Genomic DNA, 24,406 nt, shown 5'->3' on the forward strand with positions numbered 1-24,406 from the left:
TCGGTGGAGGAAACAGCGCGGGGCCGGCGACGTATTCGCGCGCCCTGCCCCGCCATTGCCTCGCCTTACTCGAACAGACGCTTGTCCTTGGCGTATTCGCGGGCCTGGTTGCGGGTGATCAGGCTGCGCTTGACCAGGTCCTGCAGGTGCTGGTCCAGGGTCATCATGCCGTACTGCTGGCCGGTCTGGATGGCCGAATACATCTGCGCCACCTTGTCCTCGCGGATCAGGTTGCGGATGGCCGGGGTGCCCACCATGATTTCCCACGCAGCGGTACGACCGCCGCCGACCTTCTTCAGCAGCGCCTGCGAAATGACCGCGCGCAGTGATTCGGACAGCATCGAGCGCACCATCGGCTTTTCGCCGGCCGGGAACACGTCGATGATGCGGTCGATGGTCTTGGCCGCCGAACTGGTGTGCAGGGTGCCGAACACCAGGTGGCCGGTTTCCGCGGCGGTCAGCGCCAGGCGGATGGTTTCCAGGTCACGCAGTTCGCCGACCAGGATGATGTCCGGGTCCTCACGCAGTGCCGAACGCAGCGCTTCGTTGAAGCCATGCGTATCGCGGTGCACTTCGCGCTGGTTGATCAGGCACTTCTGCGAGGTGTGCACGAATTCGATCGGATCCTCGACGGTGAGGATATGGCCGTATTCGTTCTTGTTGATGTAGTCGATCATCGCCGCCAGCGTGGTCGACTTGCCCGAACCGGTCGGGCCGGTCACCAGGATCAGGCCCTGCGGCTGCTGGATCACCTCGCGGAACAGCGGCGGGCAGGCCAGGTCTTCCAGGGTCAGCACTTCGGACGGAATGGTACGGAACACCGCACCGGCGCCACGGTTCTGGTTGAACGCATTGACACGGAAGCGCGCCAGCGACGGGATCTCGAAGGAGAAATCGACTTCGAGGAATTCCTCGTAATCGCGGCGCTGCTTGTCGGACATGATGTCGTACACCAGCGCGTGGACCTGCTTGTGGTCCAGGGCTGGAATGTTGATCCGGCGAACATCACCGTCCACGCGGATCATCGGCGGCAGGCCTGCGGACAGATGCAGGTCGGACGCTTTGTTCTTTACGGAAAACGCCAACAGCTCGGCGATATCCATGAGCGGCTACTCCCCAATAACGGCTTCGACTGGAAGGATCTTTCCCCGGGCGGCAGTATAGCCTCCTGATTGAACGGAACGCGTTACGTGGCCACTCCCCTGCCCCAGATCCTGAGCAACCTGCACAACGCCGCCGCTGCCGCCGGGCGGCCACCGCCGCGCCTGCTGGCGGTGTCCAAGACCCAGCCGGCCGAGGCCGTGGCTGCGCTTGCCGCGCAGGGCCAGACCGCGTTCGGCGAAAACTACGTGCAGGAAGCGCTGGCCAAGATGCAGGAACTGCAGCCGCTGGGCCTGGAATGGCACCTGATCGGCCACCTGCAGTCGAACAAGGCCGAACCGGTGGCCACGCACTTCGACTGGGTGCAGAGCGTGGACCGGCCCAAGCTGGTCGCCGCGCTGGCCCGCTACCGCCCCGCTGAACGCGGCCCGCTGAACGTACTCATCCAGGTCAACATCGATGACGAGTCGAGCAAGCACGGCTGCGCGCCGGACGACGTGGACGCGCTGGCGGCAACCATCGCCGCCGAGCCGAACCTGCGCCTGCGCGGCCTGATGGCGATTCCTGCGCCGTGGCCCGACGCCGAGCGCCGGCGCGACGCGTTCGTGCGCATGCGCACACTTTTCGAGGCGCTGGCTGCCGCTCATGCCCAGGTGGACACCCTGTCGATGGGCATGAGCAGCGACTACGCTGAAGCGATCGCCGAAGGTGCCACCCTGGTGCGCATCGGTACCGCCCTATTCGGCGCGCGTCCGCGCCCGGCCTGATTCCAAGGAGATTCCCATGGCAGCTGATTCCATCACCTTCATCGGCGGCGGCAACATGGCCCGCAGCCTGATTGCCGGCCTGATCCGGCAGGGCGTGCCGGCCGCGCACATCCACGTGGCCGAACCGGTGGCCGAACTGCGCGAAAATCTGGCTGCCGATTTCGGCGTGCAGACCCACGACAACGCGGCCGCTGCGGCGGCGCAGGGCAACACGTGGCTGCTGGCGGTGAAACCGCAGGTGCTGCGCGAGGTCTGCCAGTCACTGCAGGTGTTGGCGCAGGCACAGGAGCCGTTGGTGATCTCGATCGCCGCCGGCATCACCAGCCCGCAGCTGCAGCGCTGGTTGGGTGGCACGCTGCCGGTGGTGCGCGCGATGCCCAACACCCCGGCCCTGCTCGGCGCCGGGGTCACCGGCCTGTATGCCACGCCAGCGGTGGATGCGCAGCAGCATGCGCAGGCCGAACGCGTGCTGGCCAGCGCGGGACGCACGGTGTGGATCGACGACGAAGCGCAGATGGATTCGGTCACCGCCGTATCCGGCAGTGGCCCGGCCTATGTGTTCCTGCTGGCCGAAGCAATGGAAGCGGCCGGCATCGCACAAGGCCTGCCTGCAGAAGCGGCGCGCACGCTGGTGGTGCAGACACTGCTGGGCGCCTCGCGCATGCTGGACGAAGCCGGTGAAAGCCCAGCCGAACTGCGGCGCCGGGTGACCTCACCCAACGGCACAACCCAGGCGGCGATCGAAAGCTTCCAGGCAGGTGGGTTTGAAGCGTTGGTGGAAAAGGCACTGCGTGCCGCGCAGGTGCGTGGGCAGGAACTGTCTGCCGCCAATGATTGAAACAAGTGTGCCGACCAACGGTCGGCACCCACCGCCATCCACGCATGCGTGGATCTACGTGCCCAGCCTGGCCATGACGAAATCAACGAAACACTGCAGCCGCGGTCGGGGGCGACGGTCGGGCAGGTAGATCAGGTGCATCGGCCGTGGCTCGGGCAGATAGTCGCGCAGCAGTGGCTTCAATCGTCCCGCTGCGATTTCACCGGCAAGCAGCGCGGTCGGCTGCAGCACCAGGCCTGCGCCCGCCACGGCTGCTTCGCGGAGCGCGTAACCGTCATTGCTGGTCAACCGCGCTTCCCAATCGACCTGTTCGCCATTGGCCAGCTGCCAACCGTGACCGCCGCGCCAGGCCAGGTGGCTCAGGCAATCATGTCCTTCAAGATCGGCGGGCGTGCGCGGCGTACCACGGCGGCGCAGGTACGACGGTGATGCACACAGACTCATCGCATACGGCGGCAGCGGCCGCGCCACCAGTTCCTGCGACGGCAGCGGACCGACGCGGATGGCTGCATCGAAGCCATCCTCGATCAGGTCGATGCGGCGATTGCTCAGGTCCAGCTCGATGTTCAGCAGCGGCTGTGCCCGCAGCAGATCGCTCAACACGGGAGCCAGCACGCAGCTGCCCCAGGTGGTCGGCGCACTGACCCGCAACAGCCCGCGTGGCTGCACCTGCAGCCCGGCCACGTCCGCCTCGGCCTGCTGCACCTGTTCCAGCACCTGCCGGCAACCGGCCAGGTAGGCAGTGCCGGCTTCGGTCAGACGTTGGCGACGGGTGTTCCGCTGCAGCAGCGCGGTGCCCAGGTGCGCTTCCAGCTGCTGGATGTACTTGCCGACCATCACCGCCGACACCTGCAGGTGGCTGGCGGCAGCGGAAAAACTACCGTGCTCGGCCACGGCGACGAAGGCCTGCATGCAGCGCAAGGTATCCATTGCAAATCCCTGGTTAGGAATATGCGAATCATAAGCCACTTACCAAACCAACCGGTGACAGCGCAGACTGCATCCATCCCCTCTCGCAAGGAGCTGTCATGAAGATTCTTCTCGTCGGTGCCAGCGGCACCCTCGGCCAGGCGGTCGCCCGCCACCTGGGCCAGCAGCACGACATCCTCGCTGCCGGCCGCCACAGCGGCAGCCTGCGCGTGGACCTCACCGACGACGCCAGCGTGCGCGAGCTGTTCGCGCAGACCGGCCCGGTCGATGCGGTGATCTCCACCACCGGCAAGCTGCATTTCGGCCCGTTGCAGCAGATGACACCCGAACAGTTCAACGTCGGCCTGCAGGACAAGCTGCTCGGCCAGGTGCGTCTTGCACTGGCCGCGCAGCACCATCTCAATGCTGGCGGCTCGATCACCCTGACCAGCGGCATCGTCAGCGCGCAGCCGATCCGCGATGGCGCCAACGCCACTGCCGTCAACCATGCGCTGGAAGGTTTCGTGCGGGCGGCGGCGCTGGAACTGCTGCCGCGCGGGCTGCGCATCAACGTGGTCAGCCCGAACGTGCTGGTGGAATCGATGGAAGCCTACGGCCCCTACTTCCCCGGCTTCGAAGCGGTGACCGCACAGCGCGCGGCACTGGCCTTCCAGCGCGCGGTGGAAGGCATCCAGAGCGGCGAAACCATCACCGTCTGGTAACGAGCGTGCCGACCAGGGTCGGCACCCACCAGCACGGTCAGCCCCAGCGCATCGGGCCGTCGCCGCGCTCGCCGAGCACGTCATCCGGGTTGGCCAGGCGGCAGCGCTTCAGTGACAGGCAACCGCAGCCGATGCAGCCGGTCAGCTCGTCGCGCAGCAGCTGCAGCATGTGGATGCGTTCCTCCAGCTCCACCTGCCAGCGTGCCGACAGCTTGGCCCAGTCGGCCTTGGTCGGCGCCCGCCCCTGCGGCAGGCTCTCGAACGCACGTGCCACCGCTTCCAGCGGCATGCCCACGCGTTGCGCCACGCGGATCACCGCCAGCCGGCGCAGCACGTCGCGGGCGTAGCGGCGCTGGTTACCCGACGTGCGCAGGCTGCTGATCAATCCCTTACGCTCGTAGAAATGCAGCGCAGAGACGGCCACGCCGCTGCGACGGGCGACATCGCCGACGCTCATGTCCTGTGCCAGCATCGATTGACCTCAACTTTGGTTGAGGTGGCATGCTGCTACCATCGCCGCCAGATGACAAGCGCGGCCCGTCCGCCCCCGCAGGAACCCGATGCCCTCCCCCGCTGCCACGGCCGATCCGGTCGATTCCTCCATCCTGTCCGCGCGCTACCGCGCCACCACCCTGGGCATGGTCGCCCTGGTCTCCCTGCATGCCTTCGAGGCACTGGCGGTGGCCGCAGCAATGCCGACCGTGGCCGAGGCCCTGGACGGCCTGCGCCTGTATGCGTTGGCCTTCGGCGGCACCTTGGCCACCAGCGTGATCGGCATGACCCTGGCCGGCCGCTGGGCCGACCGCCACGGCCCCGCACGCCCGCTATGGTGGGGCCTGGCCTGCTTCGTGCTGGGCCTGCTGCTGGCGGGCTTCGCCCTGCGCATGGGCATGCTGGTGGCCGGACGCCTGCTGCAGGGCCTGGGCGCAGGCGCCATTTCGGTGTCGCTGTATGTGATGGTCGGCCGGACCTATCCCGAGCATCTGCGGCCGAAGGTCTTCGCCGCGTTCTCTGCCGGCTGGGTGGTGCCGTCGATGATCGGCCCGGCGCTGAGCGGTGTGATCGTGCAGCATCTTGGCTGGCGCTGGGTGTTCCTGGCGGTGCCGCTGCTGGCGATACCGGCCGGCCTGCTGCTGCGACCGGCACTGGCGCGCATGCAGGCTGCAGCCACGGATGTTGCCGATGATGGCCGCGGCAACATCGTGCGCTGGGCCAGCGGCGCCTCCCTGGCTGCCCTGCTGCTGTATCTGGGCGGGCAACAACAGGGCGTACCGGCACTGCTGTGCATCGGCGTGGCGATGCTGGCGCTGCTGTTCTGCGTGCATCGCCTGTTGCCCGCTGGCACCCTGCGCCTGCGCCGTGGCCTGCCCAGTGTGATCGCATTGCGTGGTGTGGCCGCTGCTGCGTTCTTCGCCTGCGAGGCCTACCTGCCCCTGCTGCTGCAGCGCGAGCGTGGGCTGACACCCAGCTGGGCCGGTGCAGTGCTGAGCCTGGGCGCGCTGGGCTGGTTCACCGGCTCGTGGCTGCAGGGTCACCAGCAGCGCGGCTGGTCGCGGCAGCAACTGCTGCGCGTGGGCACACCGCTGATGACCGTGGGCATCGCCGCGACGCTGGCAGTGCTGTTCACTGCGGTGCCACTGCCGGTCGCCCTGGTCGGCTGGACGCTGACCGGCTTCGGCATGGGCATGATCTACGCCAGCCTGTCGGTGCTGACGCTGTCACTGTCACCACCACACGAACAGGGTGCGAACACCTCGGCCCTGCAGTTGAGCGAAGCATTGTCGGTGACCACCGCACTGGCGGTATCCGGCGCGCTGTTCGCACTGTTCGTGGAAAGCGCCCCGCATACCGGTTACATCCTGTGCCTGGCCATCACCCTGGGCCTGGCGGTGTTCGCCACGGTGATCGCACGTCGCGTGTAGACGCCCCGGAGAGCGTCCCGTTACGGCCTCGCCACCGTACCCACTTCATCGATGTCCTGGTGCAGGATGCGGCGCACTTCCAGCACTGCCTGCGGCGTCTCCTGCACGCTGTGGCCGGAGATGATCACCTTCTCCGACAACGCGCCCGGCAGGTGCGAGCTCCAGTACGGCACCAGCCCATCGTCGGATTTCTCCACCGGCAGTTCCGGTTTACGCTGGGCGATGATGGAGTGGTACTTCAGGCCCGGCGTGATCGGCAGCTGCGCAGCGGCTTTCACGAACGGGTCGCTGGCCTTGAGGTTGTCGATGCTGTTGGGAATCTTCGGCTTGGCCGTGCCATCCGCCTGCTGCTCGGCCTGTGCCAGTGCCAGGAACACATCCTCGAACTTGCCGAGGATGGTCAGCGGCAGGCGCACCAGGCGGCCGATCAGGCGGCCGACCTTGTTGCCGGCGATGTCCGTGCCCTGGTGCGGGGCGGCGATGAAGATCGCACGCTCTACGTTCGGTTCGGCCTTGAAGTGCAGCAACGGACCCAGCTTGGACTGCACCCGCTTCAGGCGCTCGCCCTTCAGGTTGTAGTTGGCGAGCAGATCATTCCACAGCACATCGCCGGAATCGCTGACCAGCAGGCGCGCCAGCACGCCACCCATGCTGTGGCCGATGTAGACCATGTCCTTCGAGGCGCGCGTGCTCCCGTTGGGGTCGAAGTGCTGCAACGTGTCGTTGAATGCGTTGGCGATCTCGTAGCGGTTCAGCGCGATCGGCGCATTGGTCGGGTAGTACACCTGCCACACCTGGAACTGCTGGCGCAGTTCGGGGTCACCCATGATCTCGTTGGCCAGGTTCACCCACGCTTCCGGGCTGCTGCCCAGGCCATGCAGCATGAAGATGATGCGGCGGTTCGGATCCCATGGCTGCATCAGGTAGATGTGCGGCTCGCCGATGCCCTCGCTCATGCCGAACAGGGTACGCAGCGACTGCGTGGCGAATCCGCTCTGCGCCAGCCACAGACCGTAGGCGGCGGTGAAGTTGCCCGCCAGCGGCACCTCTTCGCCATGCAGGGTGATGCGCTCGGTGGCCTCGGGCGAATAGCCATCCAGCAGCACCTGGCGGGTGCGCATCACGTCTTCCAGCGTGTTGCCTTCAAAACGCAGCAATGCCGTAACGTTGATCGAGGACATCTCGCTGTACTCGGGCACCGAATCATCGTGCTGGTGGCGGCGTCCGCGGCGGACGCCCTCCTCCTGCTCGTCCTTGGTGGCCTGCGCCTGTGCCGTTTCGGCCTTGGCCCCTTCCGCGGCGACGGCAGGCACCACCAGCTTCGGCGGGTCCATCACCATCACCAGCTCGGCGCCGAAACCATCGCGGCGATAGGTGCTGCGCATGCCGACGAAGCTGACGGTACCGGCCGGCACCAGCTGCTTGGGGATGCTCTTCAATGAAAGGCGCTGGAAATCGGAAGCCAGCGTCCAGCTGCCCGCCGACACCGGCTTGGTGTAGTCCTCGCCGGCCAATGCTGCGGCACGGGCACGCGCGAACAACACCACGGCGGCCTTCTCGGCAGCATAGTTGTAGTAATCGCGTACCTGCGTCTGCCGATCCTCGAACGCGCGATCGGAGGGCGAGCGCCCGCTGTAGAACAGATAGGCATAGCCATAGCGCGCCGCCTCCAGCCATGCATCCAGCGCTGCATCGCTCATCGGCGGTTCGTTGGCCGCCTGCTTCTTCGACGTCAATGCCAGAGCGGCCTTCACCCACAGCTCGGACAGCGTCGACAACCGCTGCTCGACGTTGAGGTCATCGGTCATCAACAGCGTGCTGCGGCAGACCAGGAAGTCCTTCTCGCACTGTGATTCGTCCAGCCCGGCCGCACTCAGTGTCTCGCGCGAGGCGGGGCTGAGCTTGCCGGTGTTGAGCACATCGGCGCGCTTGTTGACCAGGTAATCGCTGGACGCCACCTGCTTGACGGTGACCATCGCGCAGCCGCTGCCGCCCAGCAGCAGGAAAGCAGCCAACAACGCCGGCAGCGCGCGCTGCCAGCGGAACAGGATCATCGGGGTCATTGCTGCGGGTCCTGCTCGGTGCCAGGGATGCCCTGGCGGATCACGGTGGAGAAGTCATCGTCGGGTGCCATCTTCAGCGCGCGCTCGGTGATGCGGCCCTTGGCATGCAGTTCGGCGTACGGCACGCCAGGCGTGAGCGCGCCCACCTCCTGCGCGTACTCGGCCAGGTAGCCCGAGGCCAGCAACCGGTAGTCCAGCGGCAGGCGCGGGGCGATATGCCGCGCCAGGTCGAAGACAATCGTGGTGCAGTTGCTGGTCAGCGTGTTGTAGAAGCCGGGCGTGGCATCAAGCTGGCGTGCTTGGTCGATGTAGGCAGCAAACAGGGTCTTGAGCTGGTTGCGGTCCATGCCGTGCAGGCGGTACAGGTAGACATCCTCGCCGCGCGCGTTGGTGCGCGTGCGGATGATGTCGGTTTCTTCGGACGCGACCAGCGTCATCTCGAACTTGCGGAAGAAGCCGCCCAGTGCCGAGAACGATTCACCACGCTCCTTGCGGATTTCCAGCGAGAACACCAGGTGGCGCCCGTCCTCGAATCCGAACGAGACCAGGGTGTGGGCGATCGCCGGGCCCATCCAGTACGACAGCACCAGGTCGGCCGAACGCAGCTGGTCCAGGTCGTAGCTGCGGCGCACCCAGCGCGCGTCGTAGTCGGTCTCGGTGCGCCAGGTGAAATCGCGCACGTTATCCAGCACCACGTGGCGGCCATCGAAGGATTCCACGTGCAGGCGCTGCGCCACGTCATCGGCCCAGTCGCGGTCCTGGCGTGGGGTCAGCAGCAGCCACCACAGCCCCGCCAGCGCCAGAGCGCCGGCAAAGGCCGCCCACAACCGGCGCGTGCCACGGCCGCGCGCCACCTGCCAGGCCGCCCAGGCGGCGGCCAGCAGCCACAGCATCGCCGCGGTCACGCCCAGCCAGCCTGGCCCGGGCATCTGGTAGGTCAGCAGACCGGCCACCCACAGCGCCAGCAGCACCATCACACATCCTGTCATCCATCGTCCTGCGGCTTTCACTGGCATCCTGTCGGGGTCCCGGGGCGGCATAGTTAGCCACAAGCCGCCTCACGGCGACATCTACGACGGTTCAGGCTGGCGCCTGCGGGCGCATACTGGCGTCCACCAAGGTGTACAGGGAGCGAGGATGGGCATTACCACCGTGGCCGGCGTCGCCGTGCAGGCGCAGCACCGGGCCAGCTGTCATTGCGGCACCGTCGAGCTGCTGCTGGACCTGCCCGAGGGCATCGTCGACCCGCGCCGCTGCGACTGTTCGATGTGCCGGCGCCGCGGCGCCATCGCCGCCAGCGTGGCCGAAGACGGGCTGCATATCGTGCGTGGCCAGGCCCATCTGCGCCTGTACCAGTTCAATACGCACGTGGCCGAGCACTACTTCTGCGACGTCTGTGGCATCTACACGCACCACCGCCGCCGCTCCAACCCGGACCAGTACGGCTACAACGTGGCCTGCCTGGAAGGCATCGATCCGTTCGCGCTGGGAACGATTCCGGTCAATGACGGGGTGAACCACCCCGCCGACCGCACCGGTTAGTGGCGGCTGCGCCTGGGCGGCGGCGCGACCTTCTGCCACGGGGCCATGCTGGCCCGGCCGACGCGCAACGGACGCTTCAACGGCGTTCGACGCGCGGGCAGGTCCGCTGCAGGCGGCAGCGTCGCGGCGGGCAGCGCAGGGCGTGAGGGCCAGAGTCGGTCAAGCAACCACATGGCAGGTCTCCGTGGGGGACGGGGACGATCACCCTACCGATGCCCGGGCCAAGACCGGGTGATGGCGTTGCGGCAGGCCGATGACAACCGACGGCCCTGGCCTCCTCAGTGCACCGGCCGCGCCCTGCCCATCCGCCGTACCAGCACGAAGAACAGCGGCACCAGCACCACCGCCAGCACCGTTCCGGAGAGCATGCCGCCGATCACGCTCATGCCGATTTCACGCCGGCTGACCGCGCCGGCGCCGGTGGCCAACGCCAGCGGGATGACGCCTGCCACGAAGGCCAGCGAGGTCATCACGATCGGCCGCAGGCGCAGGCGCGCGCCCTGCAGTGCCGCTTCCACCGCTGAACTGCCGGCGCGGTAGCGTGCTTCGGCGAACTCCACGATCAGGATCGCGTTCTTTGCCGACAATCCAATCGTGGTCAGCAATCCCACCTGGAAGTAGATGTCATTGACGAAGCCCGCAGCCGTGGTCGCCAGCACCGTACCGATCACGCCCAGCGGAATCACCAGCACCACCGCTACCGGCACCGTCCAGCTCTCGTAGAGCGCGGCCAGGCACAGGAAGATGAAGGCAATCGAAGCGGCGTACAGGTACAGCGTCTGGTTGCTGGCCAGTTGCTCCTGATAGGACAGCCCGCTCCATTGCAGATCGAACCCGGGTTGATCGGCCACCAGCGCCTGCATGCGCTGCATCGCTTCACCCGAGCTGCGCCCCTCGGCCGCGCTGCCCTGGATCTGCATCGCCGGCAGGCCGTTGAAACGCTGCTGCAGCTGCGGCCCACGCGCCCAGTGGCTGCTGGCAAAGCTGGCGAACGAGGCCATCTGACCGTTGCCACCGCGCACGTACCACTGGCCGATGTCGTCGGGCACGCTGCGGTAAGGCTGGTCGCCCTGCATGTAGACACGCTTGACCCGGCCGCGATCCAGGAAATCATTGATGTAGCTGCCACCCCAGGCGGCAGACAGCGTGGAATTGATGTCGGCCTGTGCCAGGCCCAGCGCGCTGGCCTGGGCGTGGTCGATGTCGAGCCGCAGCTCGGCCTTGTCGCCCAGCCCGTTCAATCGCACCGAGGTCAGTCCGTCGTCTTCGCCGGCCGCGCGCACCACCTGCTCCTGCGCGGCCTGCAACGCCACGCGTCCGGCCGCGCTGGTGTCCTGCAGCCACAGCTCGAAACCGCTGGACTGCCCCAGGCCGCGCACTGCCGGCGGCGCCAGCACGTTGACCTTGGCATCGGGCAGCTTGCGGAAATAGGCATTGGCGCGCGCGATGATCGCCGCTGCGGTGTTGTCGCCCTTGCGCTCGTCCCAGGGCTTGAGTGCCAGGAAGCCCTGCCCCGCATTCTGGCCGGTACCGGCGTTGTTGCGACCGACCACCACGAACACCACGTCCAGGTTCTGCTTCTCGTGCTCCATGAAGTAACGGCTGATCTGCTCGCCCAGCGCCTCGGTGCGCGCCATCGGCGTGCCTTCCGGCGTGGAGAACTGGAAGGTCACCTGGCCCTGGTCCTCCACCGGCAGGAAGCCGGTGGGCATGCGTGCGTACAAGGCAATCATGGCGATCACCAGCAGCAGATAGAACGCCATCCAGCGCCGCGGACGTGACACCACGCCACCGAGCTTGCCCTGGTAGGCCGACTGGCTGCGTTCGACGCCACGGTTGAACGCGGCGAAGAAGCGCCCCGGTGGCTTCTGCGCCGACGAGGGCTTGAGCAGGGTCGCGCATAGTGCTGGTGTCAGGGTCAGCGCGACCAGCGCCGACAACGCCATGGCCGATGCAATCGTGATCGAGAACTGCCGGTAGATGATGCCGGTGGAACCGCCGAACAGCGCCATCGGCAGGAACACCGCACCGAGCACCACGGTGATGCCGATCAGCGCACCGGTGATCTCGCCCATCGACTTCTCGGTTGCCTCGCGTGGCGGCAGATGCTCTTCGTGGATGATGCGTTCCACGTTCTCCACCACCACGATCGCGTCATCGACCAGCAGGCCGATGGCCAGCACCATCGCAAACAGCGTCAGGGTGTTGATGGTGAAACCGGCCACCGCAAGGACGCCGAAGGTACCCAGCAGCACCACCGGCACCGTGATCGCAGGAATCAGGGTGGCGCGCAGGTTCTGCAGGAACAGGAACATCACCACCACGACCAGTACGATCGCCTCGATCAGGGTGTGGATGACCCCTTCGATGGAGACCCGTACGAACGGCGTGCTGTCGCGTGGATAGGCCACCTGCAGCCCGGGCGGGAACGTAGGCCGCAACCGTTCAAGCTCGGCGCGTACCGCATCGGCAGTGGCCAGCGCGTTGGCGCCGGAGGCCAGGGTCACTGAGAAACCCGCAGCCGGATAGCCGTTGAGGAAGCTGCTGGTCTGGTAATTCTCCGCGCCGATCTCGACCCGCGCCACGTCGCCCAGGTGCACCGCCGCGCCGCTGGGCAGCGTGCGCAGGATGATCGCGCGGAACTGTTCCGGAGTCTGCAGGCGCGACTGCGCCGTGACGGTGGCATTGAGGCTCTGCGTCGCACTGGACGGCAACGCCCCCAGCTCGCCGGCAGTGACCTGGGTGTTCTGTGCCTGGATCGCGCTGCGCACATCCGACGGCATCAGGTCGTAGGCACGCAGCTTGTGCGGATCCAGCCACACCCGCATCGCATAGGCCGAACCGAACACATTGATCTCGCCGACGCCGGCAATGCGGCTGATCGGGTCCTGCACGTTGCTGACCAGGAAATCGGAAACGTCCACCCGCTCCATGCGCCGGCTGGTGTCGTACAGCGAAACCACCATCAGCGAGTCGCCCTGCGACTTGGCCACGGTCACGCCCTGCTGCTGCACTTCCTGCGGCAGGCGGTTGATGGCCTGGTTTACGCTGTTCTGCACCTGTACCTGGGCGATATCGGGGTTGGCGCTCTGGTCGAAGGTGACCGTGATCCGCGCCTGTCCCGAAGACGAACTGGTGGAGGAAAAATACAGCAGGTGGTCGATGCCCTTGATCTGCTGTTCGATCACCTGGGTGACGCTGTCTTCCACCGTCTGTGCAGACGCGCCGGTGTAGTTGGCGGTGATGTTGACCTGCGGCGGTGCGATGTCCGGGTACTGCTCGACCGGCAGCTGGGTCACCGCAATCGTGCCGAACGCCATGATGCAGATCGCCAGTACCCAGGCGAATACGGGGCGGTGGATGAAGAAGCGCGGCAGCATGCGCTCAGTCCTTTCCGGCCGGCGCAGCCACGGGCGCCGTCTTCATCCGCACCGGCATGCCGTCGGCAAGGCCCTGCGCCCCCGCCACCACCACCTGATCGCCAGCGCTGATGCCATCAAGCACCAGCCACTGGTTGCCGACCGCGCGGGCGGTGCGGAAGGTGCGCAGCCGCGCCTTGCCCTCCTTGTCGACCAGCCACGCCTGCGCCTCGCCCTTGGCACTGCGGTCCACCGCCGACTGCGGTACCAGCAACGCCTGCTGCTGCGTGCCCTGGCCTACCTGCGCGCGCACGTACATGCCCGGCAACAGCTGTCCCTCGGGGTTGGGGAACTGCGCGCGCAAGATGATGCTGCCGGTCTCCTGCTGCACATCGATGTCGGCAAATTCCAGCGTGCCCGGCAGCGGGTAGTCGGTGCCATCGGACAGGCGCAGCCGCACCGGCGCGCTGTTGGCCTGCACGCCCCCCTCGGCAATGGCGCGACGCAGCGCCAGGTACTCGTTGCTGGACTGGGTGATGTCCACGTTCATCGGGTCGACCTGCTGGATCCGCGCCAGCGGATCGGCCTGGGCGGATGTCACCAGCGCCCCCGGGGTGAACAGCGCGCGCCCGATGCGACCGGCAATCGGTGCGGTGACCGTGGCAAAACCCAGCCGCGTACTGGCGGTATCGCGCGCTGCCTGCGCAGCCTGCACGGCCGCAGCCGCCTGCTGGCCACTGGCGATGGCATCGTCCACGTCCTGGCGCGCGGCCAGCTGGTCCTTGCCCAGCGCCTGCATCCGCTGCGCCCGCAGGCGAGCGGTCACGGCGGCCGCTTCGGCGGTCTTCAGATTGGCCTGCGCCTCGTTCAGGGCGGCCTGGTACAGCGCCGGCTCGATCTGGAACAGCGGCTGCCCGGCCTTCACCAGCTGCCCCTGCTCGAACAGGCGCTTCACCAGCACCCCGTCCACCTGCGGGCGTACATCCGATTCCTGCGAGGCAATGGTGCGTCCCGGCAGTTCCTGCTGCAGCGCCAGCGTCTGGTTCTGCAGCGTCAGCACGGTCACTTCCGGCGTCGCCTTGCCTGGTTTGGGCGCGTCCTTGCCGCAGCCGGCCAGCAGGGTAGCCAGGGCAAGCACCAGCAGCGGCCGGCGCCAGCCCGCGGCAGGCAGGGAGAAGTACGGAAGGGTCATCGGCAGCAGGTTCCACGCGCGGGGGGAGCGTTCGGCGCCGAATATAGAAGACAGCGCGCTGCGATCCAGCGAAAAACGCATGAAACATTTTTCATTTGCAGTGCACGCCTACGGTTGCGAGGATGCGCAGGTCCCAATCTGCAAAGTGGCCCATGCCGCGCGTACTCACCATCGAGGACGACCTTGTCACCGCGGAGGAAATCGCCACCGAGCTGCGCAGCCACGGCTTCGAGGTGGATCTGGCCAGCGACGGCAGCAGTGGCCTGGCGCTGGCACGTTCAGGCGACTACGCGGTGATCACCCTGGACCGCATGCTGCCCGGCATTGACGGGCTGGCCCTGGTCACCACGCTGCGCCATGAAGGCATCGCCACGCCGGTGTTGATGATCAGTGCGCTGTCGGACGTGGATGAACGCGTGCGCGGCCTGCGCGCAGGTGGCGACGACTACCTGACCAAGCCGTTCGCCTCCGATGAAATGGCCGCGCGCGTGGAAGTGCTGATCCGGCGCCAGGGCCAGGCCGCTGCCAGCGACAAGGTGCTGCGCGCCGGCGACCTGGAACTGGACCTGATGAGCCGCTCGGTACGCCGTGGCGGCCAGGAGATCAACCTGCTGCCGACCGAGTTCAAACTGTTGGAATTCCTGGTCCGCAATGCCGGCCAGGTGGTCACCCGCACCATGTTGTTCCAGGAAGTCTGGGGCTACCACTTCGACCCGGGCACCAACCTGATCGACGTGCATATCGGCCGGGTGCGCAAACGCATCGAACAACCCGGCCGGCCGCAGCCGATCCTGACCGTACGTGGAACCGGTTATGTCTTCGACGCGCAATCCTGACCATTGGCGCTCATCCAGCAGCCGTCTGCTGGGCCTGTACTGCATCCTGTTCGTGGCCTGGTCCAGCCTGCTGCTGGGCGTGATGTACTGGCGCATCTCGGACTACCTGAACGACCTGACCGAATCGGGCCTGCAGCAGCGCGCCCATCTGTTCATGAGTTTCGACGGCCCGGCGCTGGATGACGCGCTGCGCGACAGCCAGCGCTTCGACCTGCACCAGGTGTATACGTACGGGCTGTTCGACAAGGCCGGCGTGGCGATGGCGGGCCCGCTGACGGCCATCCCCGAAGGACTGCCGCTGGATGGCAACTCGCATCAGGTAGCGGGTTGGACGCTGGTCGATGGCCGCCACGAGAGCGGTGGCAGCGCGCTCGGCGTGGTGACCCGGGATGGCCGGACACTGGTGTTCGTGCGCCAGAACGGCAAGCTGATGGCGGTCAACAGCATCATCCTCGATGCACTGCTGTGGGGTGTGTCACTGACCGTCATCCCCGGGCTGGTGGGCTGGCATCTGCTGCGCCGGCGCCCATTGAAGCGGATCCAGCAGATCGAAGCGGCCACCAACCGCATCATTGCCGGTGACCTCGGGCAACGCCTGCCGGTATCCAACCGACGCGATGAGATCGATCGGCTGTCGAGCATCGTCAATGCCATGCTGGAACGCATCGAACAGCTGATGACCGAGGTCAAGGGCGTGTGCGACAGCATCGCGCATGACCTGCGCACACCGCTCACGCGCCTGCGTGCACACCTCTACCGCATGCGGGTTGGCCTGGGCGAGCACGACCCGCATGCGGACCCGCTGGACAAGGCGCTGGCGGAGACCGACATGCTGATGGCGCGCTTCGCCGCCCTGCTGCGCGTGTCCGAGCTGGAAAGCCACCAGCGCCGTTCGGCCTTCGACGAGGTCGACATCGCCGACCTGCTGCAGGAACTGCACCAGTTCTACCTGCCGTTGGCCGAAGAGAAGCAACAGGATCTGCAGCTGCAGGTGGCGCCGCAGATCGGCATGCTGCGCGGCGACCGCGAACTGCTGTTCGAAGCGGTGGCCAACCTGCTGTCCAACGCGCTGCAGTTCACGCCTGCGCACGGACGCATCCTGCTGCGCGCGATGGACGACCACGGCGCGCCCCGGATCGATGTGATCGACAACGGGCCGGGCATCCCGCCGCAGGACCGCACCTTGATCTACCAGCGCTTCTTCCGCGGCAGCAGCAGTGCCGGGCAAGGGCCCGGCTTTGGCTTGGGGCTGTCGATCGTGGCCGCCATTGCCGGGCTGCACGGCTTCCGTGTCCGCGCCGGCAGCGCGCCCGGCGGCGGCGCCTGGATGAGCATCCGCGGCGCCGCAGACGGCCTGCCCTGAAGCCGGGCTCATCACCGGCAAGTGCATTTGGGAATCATTTGTATTTGGAAGCGGGCATCCGGATAATCCGCCGTCACCGCCCTTCCCGGATTCCCCACGATGCCCGCCCTGCCGTCGCGCCGCCCGCTGCTGTACACGCTGTTCCTGCCCACTCTGCTGGCGTCGGCCATCGCCCAAGCCCAGGACGGCACTGCGGCCCGGACCCTGGACAAGGTGACCGTGGTGGCCGAGCGCGCCAGCACCGCGACCAAGACCGACACCGCCCTGACCGAGACGCCGCAGGCGATCAGCGTGGTCACCCAGCAGCTGTTCACCGATCGCGGCGCACACAACCTGCAGGAAGTGCTGCGCTACAGCGCCGGTGTCACCGCTGACGCCTGGGGCCTGGACACCCGCAATGACGCCAGTTCGGTACGCGGCCTGGACCCGGTGCAGTACCAGGATGGCCTGCGCCGCAGCTACGGCTTCAGCCCGCTGGCACGCCCGGAGGTATACGGCCTGGAACGGGTGGAAGTGCTGCGCGGCCCGTCATCGGTGCTGTACGGAGCGGGCGCCACCGGCGGCATCATCAACGCCATGAGCAAGCGCCCGACCTTCGGCGCCGCCAGCGGTGAGGTCGGCCTGCAGCTGGGCAGCTTCGATCGACGGCAGCTGCAGGGCGACATCGGCGGTGCGCTGAATGACGACGCCACGATTGCCGGGCGTTTGGTCGGTCTGGTCCGCGAATCGAACATGCAGACCGATGTCCTCAAGGACGACCGCGTGTATCTGGCACCCTCGATCAGCTGGCGCGGTGAACGCAGTACGTTGACCCTGCTGGCCAGCTACCAGCACGACAAGACCGGCTCCAGCCAGCAGTTCCTGCCGCTGGCCGCCACCCTGCACGCAGCGCCCGGTCGCCGCCTGGATCCGACCACCTTCATCGGCGATGCCGGTTTCGACCGCATCGATTCGCGCGTATACAGCCTGACCGCCCTGTTCGATCATCGCTTCAACGATGCGGTCAGCCTGCGCTCGGCGGTGCGCTACATCGACGGCAAGACCACCCTGCAGCAGTTGTATGTGGACAGCTACAGCAACCCGGAAAACCCCTTCATTGATGCCGACCGGCGCGTGGTCAACCGCACCGCCTACGGCACGCAGCCGGACATCCAGGTGATCAGCGCCGACAACGCGGTGCAGTTCGACTTCGCCACGGGCGCCTTCCAGCACCTGCTGCTGGCCGGCGTGGACTACAGCCAGTACAAGGAGCAGCTGCAGCGGCTGGATGCCACCGGCACGCCCATCGACGTCTACGCGCCGGTATCGACCGCCCCGACGGTACGTGGCTGGGAGCGCCAGCCGGACCAGGAATCTTCCCAACTGGGCGTGTATGTGCAGGACCAGATCCGCTGGGCTGATCGCGTGTCGCTGGTGCTGGGTGCGCGTCGCGACCATGCTCGCTCGAAGACCGAAGGCCAGCCCAGCCAGACCGACGATGCCACTACCTACCGTGCCGGACTGATCGGCGACGTCGGCGGCGGCGTATCGCCGTACCTGAGCTACAGCGAATCATTCCTGCCGGTGTCCGGCCAGGATCTGTTCGGCAATGCCTTCAGGCCGATGCGCGGACGCCAGGCCGAAGGTGGCATCAAGTGGCAACCGGCCCGCAACATGCTGTTGACCCTGGCCGCCTACCGCATCACCGAGACCAACCGCCAGACCAACGATCCGGACAACGTGCTGAACGTGGTCCAGACCGGCCAGATCCGTTCCAAGGGCGTGGAGCTGGAGGGCCAGTTCCAGTTCGCCAACGACCTTACGGTCACTGCGGCTTACGCGCGCAACGAAGCCGAAGTCAGCCGCAGCAACTTCGCACTGGAAGTGGGCGAACGCCTGAACGACACCCCGCAGGACCTGGCCTCGGCCTGGGTGTCCAAGGGCTTCCAGCTGGATGACGCCGCACGAATGAAACTCGGCCTGGGTGTCCGCCATGTCGGCAACACGGTGTCGCTGGGCAACGGCGGCCGCGTCATCACCCCCAGCTACACCCTGGCCGATGCGCTGGTGGAAGTGCAGGTGACCAACTGGACCTGGGCCTTGAACATCACCAACCTCACCGACAAGCGTTACTACGCGCCGTGCCGCACCTTCGGCGATTGTTTCGCCGGCTACCCGCGCGTGGTCACCGGCACCATCAGCTATCGGTTCTGAGCACGGCAACGGACGGCGACCGCCGCAGCAGCACAGCCAGCACCCCATTGCTGGCGTGCTGGCCACACGTTACGCAGGTGCGCAGATGCACCGCCCGCCGCCGCTCCCCATGCACGACGCGCATTGCCACCCCCGAGGCAAGCGCCATCAGCGCACTCGTGGCTGACCACGAACAGGCGGCGGGCGATGCGGGTTGGCGTACCGGACAACTCTGGGACTGACCGGCGGATCATTGTGATCCCCACACATCGCCCACCACGGACAGCGGGTCACGAGATCCGCAGGCGCCATCCGTGCGCCTGCCGATCACGTGCCAGAGTTGATTGTGGGACGCCAATCCCAGCCGGCCGATGATGGCCGACAGGGGCATGCTGATTACTGTCGCCGAGGCGGTATGTAGGGGTTGTCCGCGCCCGCGCCTCAGGCTTGCCGCAGGTGCGATTTCCAAGGGCAGAACTGCAGGACGAGTCACACTCCGCAGGCATACTCACCGCGGATCAGCGTGCCGCCACTGCACGCAGCACAGATGCTCAGCTGGCAATCACGACACTACCGGTTGCGCTGCCATCGCCAGGAAATTCTGCAGCACCGGCGCAGGCGATTCCGGGCGCATGCAGAACTGCAACTCGAACGCAGCGTTGCCGCCATCCAGTGGTCGATAGACTATTTCTTCGGGACGGAACCCGGCCATGCTGGCCGGCACGATCGCCACGCCCGCTTCCACGGCCACCAGCGACAGCACTGCGTGCATGCCCTGCGCTTCCTGCACGACCCGTGGCGTGAAGCCGGCAGCAGTACACAGGCCCAGCACCTGTGCGTGGAAGCCGATGCCTTCGGCCGACGGCCATGAAACGAACGGCTCGTCCACCAGCGCGGCGACATCCAGCCGTGGCCGTGCGGCCAACCGATGCGCGCGCGGCAGGGCAATGGCCAGTCGATCATGGTCGAACGCCTGCAGATGCAGCTCTGCGGAAATGATCGGCGGAATCAGGATGCCCAGGTCGATGCGTCCCTCGCGCAGCCACTGTTGCTGCTGCCGCGAGGTGGCTTCGTGCAGATGCAGCTGCACCTGCGCAAACGCATGGCGGAACTGGCGGATCAGTGCCGGCAGTCGCCCATAGAGTGCGCTGCCGACGTAGCCGACACGCAGGCTGCCGGTCTGCCCTGCCGCCGCTTCCCGCGTGCGCTGCAGCGCCTGTTCGGCGTGCTGCAGGGTTGCACGCGCCTCCACCAGCAGCGTCTGCCCCGCTGCGGTCAGGCCCAGCGTGCGGTTGCCGCGTACGATCAGGCCGGTACCCACCTCGTCTTCCAGGCGCCGCATCGCCGCCGTCAATGGCGGCTGCGACATGTGCAGGCGTGCAGCAGCGCGATGGAAGTGCAGTTCTTCGGCCACCGCCACGAACTGGCGGAGCAGGCGCAGATCGATCATTTCATCGCAGGCAGGTGGAGACCTGCCTAGGGTACGCGTTCAACCGCGCGCGTCGACACTCGGCCGTGCAATGACCGGCCACTGCAGGGCCACCGATTCGATGCTGTCCGCTGCCACCGCACGCAGGTCGCGCGGATAGGCCACATGTTCGGCTTCCTGCAATCGCAATGCATGGAACTGGCCGTTGCTGGCCCGCAGGGTCCAGCCACCCTGCCGGCACCGCGTAGAGGCAAGGAAGGCGACCCCGGGTGCCACCGCGTCTGGATGCAGTTCATCCGGTTCCCCGTCGATGCCCCACATGCGGGTCTTGGCCACCGGCGACACCGCGTTGACGACGATGCCGTGCTCGGCGCCTTCCAGGGCCAGCACATTGACCAGCCCCTGAGCAGCCAGCTTGGCCATCGCGTAGCCGCACAGGCCGCGCTGCGCATACTGCGGGTACAGCGCGCGATCGGAGGTGGTCAGCACGATGCGGCCGCCGCCGGCAGCACGCATCGCAGGCCATGCCGCCTGTGCCAGCCACAGCGGTGTCTTCGCCGCCAGGCACAGCATCTGCTCCAGCGCATCGTCATCCACCACTTCAATACCGGCGTAGGCCACCCAGCCGGCGTTGTGGATGATGAAGTCCAGGCGACCATGGCGCTGCAGGATGTCCTGCACGAGCGCGTGGCAACCGCTGCGCTGGTTGATGGGTCCGCTGGCGGCTTCGACCGGCAGGCCCTGGGCATGCAGTGCTGCCACCGCCTGGACGATGCGCTGCGGATCGGTACCCGTGCCGTCCGTCGCGGCGCCCACGTCATGCATCACCACGTGCGCGCCACGCTGGGCCAGCAGGCGGCTGTAGGCCAGGCCGAGGCCACCGGCGGCACCGGTCACCAGGCCCACCTGGCCTTCGAACGAGATACTGGAATTGGGTTTCATCGGCACAGCTTCAACCAGGCGCGCCGGCCCCGGCCAATACTGTTGGCGGCACGCCACGATACGCCGACGCTATCGCGCGTCATCGGCTGAAGCGGCGGGCGCCGGCCACGCAGATCACCGCTGCCACGGTCACCAGCAACATGCCGGCGCTGACGGTCTCGTGCAGCAGCAGCGCCGCCAGCGCCAGGCCGAAGAACGGCTGCAGCAGCTGCAGCTGGCCGACCGCAGCGATACCGCCCTGGGCCAGGCCGCGATACCAGAACAGGAAACCTACCAGCATGCTGAACACCGCCACGTACCCCAGCGCCCACCAGGCCGACGCGGCCACCGCCGTGAACGAGGCCGGGCGCATCGCCACCATCAGCGGCAGCATCACCGGCAATGCCAGCAGCAATGCCCAGCTGATTACCTGCCAGCCACCCAGATGCCGGGCCAGGCGGCCGCCCTCGGCATAGCCAAGTCCGCACACCACGATCGCTGCCAGCATCAACAGGTCGGCCTGCAGTGAGGCTTCGACGCCGTTGCGCGCGGCGTAGCCGACCACACAGGCGCTGCCCAGCAGCGAGAACACCCAGAACGCCGGGCGCGGCCGGTCGCCGCCGCGCAGGACGCCGAATACCGCCGTGCTCAGCGGCAACAGCCCAAGGAACACGATGGTGTGTGCCGAGGAGGCGTGGCGCAGGGCAAGCGCGGTCAGCAACGGGAAGCCCACCACCACGCCCAGACTGACCAGCACCAGACCGGGCAGATCGCTTCTGACCGGGCGCGGCTGGCGCAATGCCAGCAGCAGCACCAGCCCCAGCAACGCGGCGATGCTGGCGCGCGCGGCGGTGACGAAGCTGGCGTCCAGCTCCATCACTGCCAGGCGGGTGGCCGGCAACGAGCCGGCGAAGATCACCACACCGATGAAGCCATTGATCCACCCGCTTGCCGACCGTTCCACACCCTGCTCCAGAAATGCCGGGCAATGGCCGGCCGTGCCCGTCATTGGGCCACCGGGCACGGGCGATACACAGCTACAATCCAGTACAGTCACAAGTAACTGTACTGCCCACAATCCCCTTACAGTCACGCGCATGTCCCGACCGCCCAGCCGCATCGACAGCGTCATCCACGCCGTCCGCTCCCGCATCAGTTCGCGCCTGGATGGCCCGGGCAGCCGCCTGCCCTCGGTGCGCGCGCAGGCCACGGCGATGGGCGTTTCCGTGTCCACCGTGGTCGAGGCCTACGAACGCTTGGCCGCCGAAGGCGTGATCGCCGCGCGCGCCGGCTCCGGCTTCTACGTGGCTGGCCCGGCGGCACCACTGGCGCTGGCGGAAATGGAACCGCGGCTGGATCGCGCGGTGGACCCGCTGTGGGTATCACGGCAATCGCTGGAAACCCCGCCGGGACACCTCAAGCCTGGCTGCGGCTGGATGCCCAGCGACTGGCTGTACCACGATGGCCTGCGCCGCGGCCTGCGCCGCATGGCCCGCGCCGACTCCGCGCAGCTGGTGGACTATGCAGGACCGCTGGGCCTGCCGGCATTGCGGCAGACACTGCAGCGACGCGCTGCCACGCTGGGCATCGACGCGTCGATGGAGCAGTTGCTGCTGGCCGAATCGGGGACGCACGCGGTCGACCTGATCTGCCGCTTCCTGCTGAAGCCCGGTGACTGCGTGCTGGTCGACGACCCGAGCTATTTCAATTACCACGCGATGTTGAAGGCCCATCAGGTGCAGGCCATCGGCATACCGTACACGCACACCGGGCCGGACCTGCAGATGTTTGCCAGCGCGCTGCAGGAACACGCGCCACGCCTGTACATCACCAACGCCGGGCTGCACAACCCGACCGGCGCGGTGCTGTCGGCGACCACGGCACACCGCCTGCTGGGCCTGGCCGAACACAGCGAACTGATCATCATCGAAGATGACATCTTCGCCGACTTCGAGCTGCGCCCGGCGCCGCGGCTGGCGGCGCTGGATGGATTGTCGCGGGTGATCCATGTCGGCAGTTTCTCAAAGACCATTTCCGCGGCATCGCGCTGCGGCTACATCGCCGCGCGCCCGGACTGGATCGAGGCACTGACCGATCTGAAGCTGGCCACCAGCTTCGGCGGTGGGCACTTGGCTGCGCACCTGATGCAGATCGCACTGACCGATAGTGGCTACCGCCGCCACATGCAGGCGGTGCGCACGCGCCTGGCCGATGCGCGCAAGCACACGCTGCGGCAGGTGCAGAAGCTGGGCATCACGCCATGGCTGCAACCCGATGCAGGGCTGTTCCTGTGGTGCCGGCTGCCCGATGGTCGTGATGCATCGGCGCTGGCCAGGCAGTGCCTGCGCGAAGGCGTGGTGGTCGCGCCGGGCAATGCCTTCAGCCAGTCGCAGCGGGCTGCCGACTACGTGCGCTTCAATGTGTCGCAGTGCCAGGACCCGAAGATCTGGCAGGTGCTTGGGAAGGCGTTGCAGCAGCACAGCTGAAGCATCCGAGTGCGTTATCCTGCCAGCCATCCAGGCAAGGAGCGCCCGCATGCGTCGATGGATCGGCATCACCTTGGTCTGCGGGCTGGCCAGTGGTTGCGTCACCTTCGGGCCACCCGACGGCTCGCTGCAGATCGCTGGCTATGCGCCCACGGATGGCAACTGCCAACTGCAGATCACCGCGCCGGGGGCGTCCAACACGGATGCCGAGCCGGTACAGGGCTATTTTCAACGGCACTTGATGGTTCATTCCACCAGGCCCGGTCGCGTTGCACTGCTTTGCAATGGCAGGCCGCAGGCCGAACGCAGCTTCCGCTATGGCCGCGACGTGGGGTTCGGCGAGGTTCTGCCGCTTCTTGTTTTCGAACGCAGCGCGCTGGATCTGGGCGGCAGCACGCCGGTCGTACGCATGCGCGCCTTCCAGTCCGACTTCCTGGAATGGAACAAGGCCTCGCTTGCACGGCTGGCAGAGCATGGCCCATCGCGCGGCCAGGCATTGGCCGACGCGTCGTACGCGAAGCTGGTGGAGCACTATGCCCTGCCGGGCACCTCTCGCACTGTCATGCGCCGGCCCAGCGTCGAGTCAGCGCATGATCCGGAAATGGAACAGGTCCTGGCCGTGCAGATCCTCGGCGACGCAGCGTCCATACGTACCGCGCAACAGCGCCGCTCAAGCGTCCGCATCCATGAGTACCGGCTGCAGCGCGTACACGATGACTGGCGATTGACCGGCCTGTATCGCCTGGAAGCAGACGGGATGAAGCCCGCGCTCTGAAAACCCCGG

20 protein-coding genes are annotated in these 24,406 nt (G+C 67.1%); 10 read left to right on the forward strand and 10 right to left on the reverse strand.

Features of this window, described 5'->3' with window-relative positions:
• Positions 1-65: 65 nt before the first annotated feature.
• Entirely contained in the window at positions 66-1,103 is a 1,038-nt protein-coding gene (locus BW38_RS05300; protein WP_004147099.1) for a type IV pilus twitching motility protein PilT, read from the reverse strand.
• A gap of 87 nt (positions 1,104-1,190) precedes the next feature.
• Here BW38_RS05300 and BW38_RS05295 point away from each other — a divergent pair, with 87 nt between their 5' ends.
• Both BW38_RS05295 and proC read left to right on the forward strand, forming a co-directional pair.
• Entirely contained in the window at positions 1,191-1,868 is a 678-nt protein-coding gene (locus BW38_RS05295; RefSeq protein ID WP_032977304.1) for a YggS family pyridoxal phosphate-dependent enzyme, read from the forward strand.
• A gap of 16 nt (positions 1,869-1,884) precedes the next feature.
• Positions 1,885-2,706: a pyrroline-5-carboxylate reductase gene (proC, locus tag BW38_RS05290; protein ID WP_032977306.1), complete on the forward strand. Its 822-nt coding sequence runs from the start codon at positions 1,885-1,887 to the stop codon at positions 2,704-2,706.
• Positions 2,707-2,760: 54 nt separating this feature from the next.
• Here the strand turns inward: proC and BW38_RS05285 are convergent, their stop codons facing one another.
• The gene (locus tag BW38_RS05285) at positions 2,761-3,636 is read right to left on the reverse strand and encodes a LysR family transcriptional regulator (protein ID WP_025874042.1); all 876 of its coding nucleotides are present in this window, start codon (positions 3,634-3,636) and stop codon (positions 2,761-2,763) included.
• Between the two features lie 98 nt (positions 3,637-3,734).
• Between BW38_RS05285 and BW38_RS05280 the strand changes: the two genes are divergently transcribed.
• Positions 3,735-4,337, forward strand: coding sequence for a short chain dehydrogenase (locus tag BW38_RS05280; RefSeq protein ID WP_025874043.1), 603 nt, complete (start codon positions 3,735-3,737; stop codon positions 4,335-4,337).
• 37 nt (positions 4,338-4,374) lie between these two features.
• On the opposite strand, the gene soxR is transcribed toward BW38_RS05280, so the two are convergent.
• Positions 4,375-4,809: a redox-sensitive transcriptional activator SoxR gene (gene soxR, locus BW38_RS05275; RefSeq protein WP_032951587.1), complete on the reverse strand. Its 435-nt coding sequence runs from the start codon at positions 4,807-4,809 to the stop codon at positions 4,375-4,377.
• 88 nt (positions 4,810-4,897) lie between these two features.
• On the opposite strand from soxR, the gene BW38_RS05270 reads away from it, so the two are divergent.
• A complete protein-coding gene (locus tag BW38_RS05270) occupies positions 4,898-6,259 on the forward strand; it encodes an MFS transporter (protein WP_032977308.1) in 1,362 nt (453 codons plus the stop codon).
• 20 nt (positions 6,260-6,279) lie between these two features.
• Here BW38_RS05270 and BW38_RS05265 read toward each other — a convergent pair whose 3' ends face one another.
• Together BW38_RS05265 and BW38_RS05260 are read right to left on the reverse strand one after the other, a co-directional pair.
• Complete coding sequence (locus BW38_RS05265; RefSeq protein WP_032977310.1) at positions 6,280-8,322, reverse strand: alpha/beta hydrolase; 2,043 nt, start codon at positions 8,320-8,322, stop codon at positions 6,280-6,282.
• Entirely contained in the window at positions 8,319-9,296 is a 978-nt protein-coding gene (locus BW38_RS05260; protein ID WP_032977312.1) for a DUF4105 domain-containing protein, read from the reverse strand. Before BW38_RS05260 ends, BW38_RS05265 begins: the two co-directional genes overlap by 4 nt.
• Before the next feature lie 163 nt (positions 9,297-9,459).
• Here BW38_RS05260 and BW38_RS05255 point away from each other — a divergent pair, with 163 nt between their 5' ends.
• Positions 9,460-9,864, forward strand: coding sequence for a GFA family protein (locus BW38_RS05255; protein WP_032977314.1), 405 nt, complete (start codon positions 9,460-9,462; stop codon positions 9,862-9,864).
• 278 nt (positions 9,865-10,142) lie between these two features.
• On the opposite strand, the gene BW38_RS05250 is transcribed toward BW38_RS05255, so the two are convergent.
• Positions 10,143-13,244, reverse strand: coding sequence for an efflux RND transporter permease subunit (locus BW38_RS05250; RefSeq protein WP_032977315.1), 3,102 nt, complete (start codon positions 13,242-13,244; stop codon positions 10,143-10,145).
• 4 nt (positions 13,245-13,248) lie between these two features.
• Complete coding sequence (locus BW38_RS05245) at positions 13,249-14,415, reverse strand: efflux RND transporter periplasmic adaptor subunit (protein WP_032977497.1); 1,167 nt, start codon at positions 14,413-14,415, stop codon at positions 13,249-13,251.
• A gap of 152 nt (positions 14,416-14,567) precedes the next feature.
• Here BW38_RS05245 and BW38_RS05240 point away from each other — a divergent pair, with 152 nt between their 5' ends.
• The 3 genes from BW38_RS05240 to BW38_RS05230 all read left to right on the forward strand — a co-directional run bounded on the left by BW38_RS05240 (position 14,568) and on the right by BW38_RS05230 (position 18,807).
• Complete coding sequence (locus BW38_RS05240; RefSeq protein ID WP_025874050.1) at positions 14,568-15,251, forward strand: response regulator transcription factor; 684 nt, start codon at positions 14,568-14,570, stop codon at positions 15,249-15,251.
• Positions 15,229-16,614: a HAMP domain-containing sensor histidine kinase gene (locus BW38_RS05235; protein ID WP_032977317.1), complete on the forward strand. Its 1,386-nt coding sequence runs from the start codon at positions 15,229-15,231 to the stop codon at positions 16,612-16,614. The genes BW38_RS05240 and BW38_RS05235 overlap by 23 nt, the downstream gene beginning before the upstream one ends.
• Positions 16,615-16,713: 99 nt before the next feature.
• On the forward strand, positions 16,714-18,807 hold the full coding sequence (locus BW38_RS05230; protein ID WP_032977319.1) for a TonB-dependent siderophore receptor: 2,094 nt from the start codon (positions 16,714-16,716) through the stop codon (positions 18,805-18,807).
• A 541-nt stretch (positions 18,808-19,348) separates the two neighbouring features.
• Here BW38_RS05230 and BW38_RS05225 read toward each other — a convergent pair.
• The 3 genes from BW38_RS05225 to BW38_RS05215 all read right to left on the reverse strand — a co-directional run bounded on the left by BW38_RS05225 (position 19,349) and on the right by BW38_RS05215 (position 22,100).
• The gene (locus tag BW38_RS05225; protein ID WP_032977321.1) at positions 19,349-20,236 is read right to left on the reverse strand and encodes a LysR family transcriptional regulator; all 888 of its coding nucleotides are present in this window, start codon (positions 20,234-20,236) and stop codon (positions 19,349-19,351) included.
• A gap of 39 nt (positions 20,237-20,275) precedes the next feature.
• Positions 20,276-21,157: an SDR family oxidoreductase gene (locus tag BW38_RS05220; RefSeq protein WP_032977322.1), complete on the reverse strand. Its 882-nt coding sequence runs from the start codon at positions 21,155-21,157 to the stop codon at positions 20,276-20,278.
• Positions 21,158-21,236: 79 nt separating this feature from the next.
• Positions 21,237-22,100 carry a DMT family transporter gene (locus BW38_RS05215; protein ID WP_032977499.1) on the reverse strand — a complete coding sequence of 288 codons (864 nt, stop codon included), beginning with the start codon at positions 22,098-22,100 and terminating at the stop codon, positions 21,237-21,239.
• Between the two features lie 133 nt (positions 22,101-22,233).
• Between BW38_RS05215 and BW38_RS05210 the strand changes: the two genes are divergently transcribed.
• A complete protein-coding gene (locus tag BW38_RS05210) occupies positions 22,234-23,622 on the forward strand; it encodes a PLP-dependent aminotransferase family protein (protein ID WP_032977324.1) in 1,389 nt (462 codons plus the stop codon).
• A 49-nt stretch (positions 23,623-23,671) separates the two neighbouring features.
• Positions 23,672-24,397, forward strand: a complete 726-nt coding sequence (locus BW38_RS05205; RefSeq protein ID WP_032977326.1) for a hypothetical protein — start codon at positions 23,672-23,674, stop codon at positions 24,395-24,397.
• The last annotated feature ends 9 nt before the right edge of the window (positions 24,398-24,406 follow it).

Origin of the sequence: Stenotrophomonas sp. RIT309 (assembly GCF_000632045.1) — a bacterium.
GTDB classification, from domain to species: Bacteria; Pseudomonadota; Gammaproteobacteria; order Xanthomonadales; family Xanthomonadaceae; genus Stenotrophomonas; species Stenotrophomonas indicatrix.

Coding starts and splice junctions, on each gene's coding strand:
- BW38_RS05300 (WP_004147099.1), bottom strand. CDS start 1,103: ATGGATATCGCCGAGCTGTTGGCGTTTTCCGTAAAGAACAAAGCGTCC.
- soxR (WP_032951587.1), bottom strand. CDS start 4,809: ATGCTGGCACAGGACATGAGCGTCGGCGATGTCGCCCGTCGCAGCGGC.
- BW38_RS05230 (WP_032977319.1), top strand. CDS start 16,714: ATGCCCGCCCTGCCGTCGCGCCGCCCGCTGCTGTACACGCTGTTCCTG.
- BW38_RS05235 (WP_032977317.1), top strand. CDS start 15,229: ATGTCTTCGACGCGCAATCCTGACCATTGGCGCTCATCCAGCAGCCGT.
- BW38_RS05220 (WP_032977322.1), bottom strand. CDS start 21,157: ATGAAACCCAATTCCAGTATCTCGTTCGAAGGCCAGGTGGGCCTGGTG.
- BW38_RS05280 (WP_025874043.1), top strand. CDS start 3,735: ATGAAGATTCTTCTCGTCGGTGCCAGCGGCACCCTCGGCCAGGCGGTC.
- proC (WP_032977306.1), top strand. CDS start 1,885: ATGGCAGCTGATTCCATCACCTTCATCGGCGGCGGCAACATGGCCCGC.
- BW38_RS05285 (WP_025874042.1), bottom strand. CDS start 3,636: ATGGATACCTTGCGCTGCATGCAGGCCTTCGTCGCCGTGGCCGAGCAC.
- BW38_RS05205 (WP_032977326.1), top strand. CDS start 23,672: ATGCGTCGATGGATCGGCATCACCTTGGTCTGCGGGCTGGCCAGTGGT.
- BW38_RS05255 (WP_032977314.1), top strand. CDS start 9,460: ATGGGCATTACCACCGTGGCCGGCGTCGCCGTGCAGGCGCAGCACCGG.
- BW38_RS05240 (WP_025874050.1), top strand. CDS start 14,568: ATGCCGCGCGTACTCACCATCGAGGACGACCTTGTCACCGCGGAGGAA.
- BW38_RS05250 (WP_032977315.1), bottom strand. CDS start 13,244: ATGCTGCCGCGCTTCTTCATCCACCGCCCCGTATTCGCCTGGGTACTG.
- BW38_RS05270 (WP_032977308.1), top strand. CDS start 4,898: ATGCCCTCCCCCGCTGCCACGGCCGATCCGGTCGATTCCTCCATCCTG.
- BW38_RS05265 (WP_032977310.1), bottom strand. CDS start 8,322: ATGACCCCGATGATCCTGTTCCGCTGGCAGCGCGCGCTGCCGGCGTTG.
- BW38_RS05260 (WP_032977312.1), bottom strand. CDS start 9,296: ATGGTGCTGCTGGCGCTGTGGGTGGCCGGTCTGCTGACCTACCAGATG.
- BW38_RS05210 (WP_032977324.1), top strand. CDS start 22,234: ATGTCCCGACCGCCCAGCCGCATCGACAGCGTCATCCACGCCGTCCGC.
- BW38_RS05225 (WP_032977321.1), bottom strand. CDS start 20,236: ATGATCGATCTGCGCCTGCTCCGCCAGTTCGTGGCGGTGGCCGAAGAA.
- BW38_RS05245 (WP_032977497.1), bottom strand. CDS start 14,415: ATGACCCTTCCGTACTTCTCCCTGCCTGCCGCGGGCTGGCGCCGGCCG.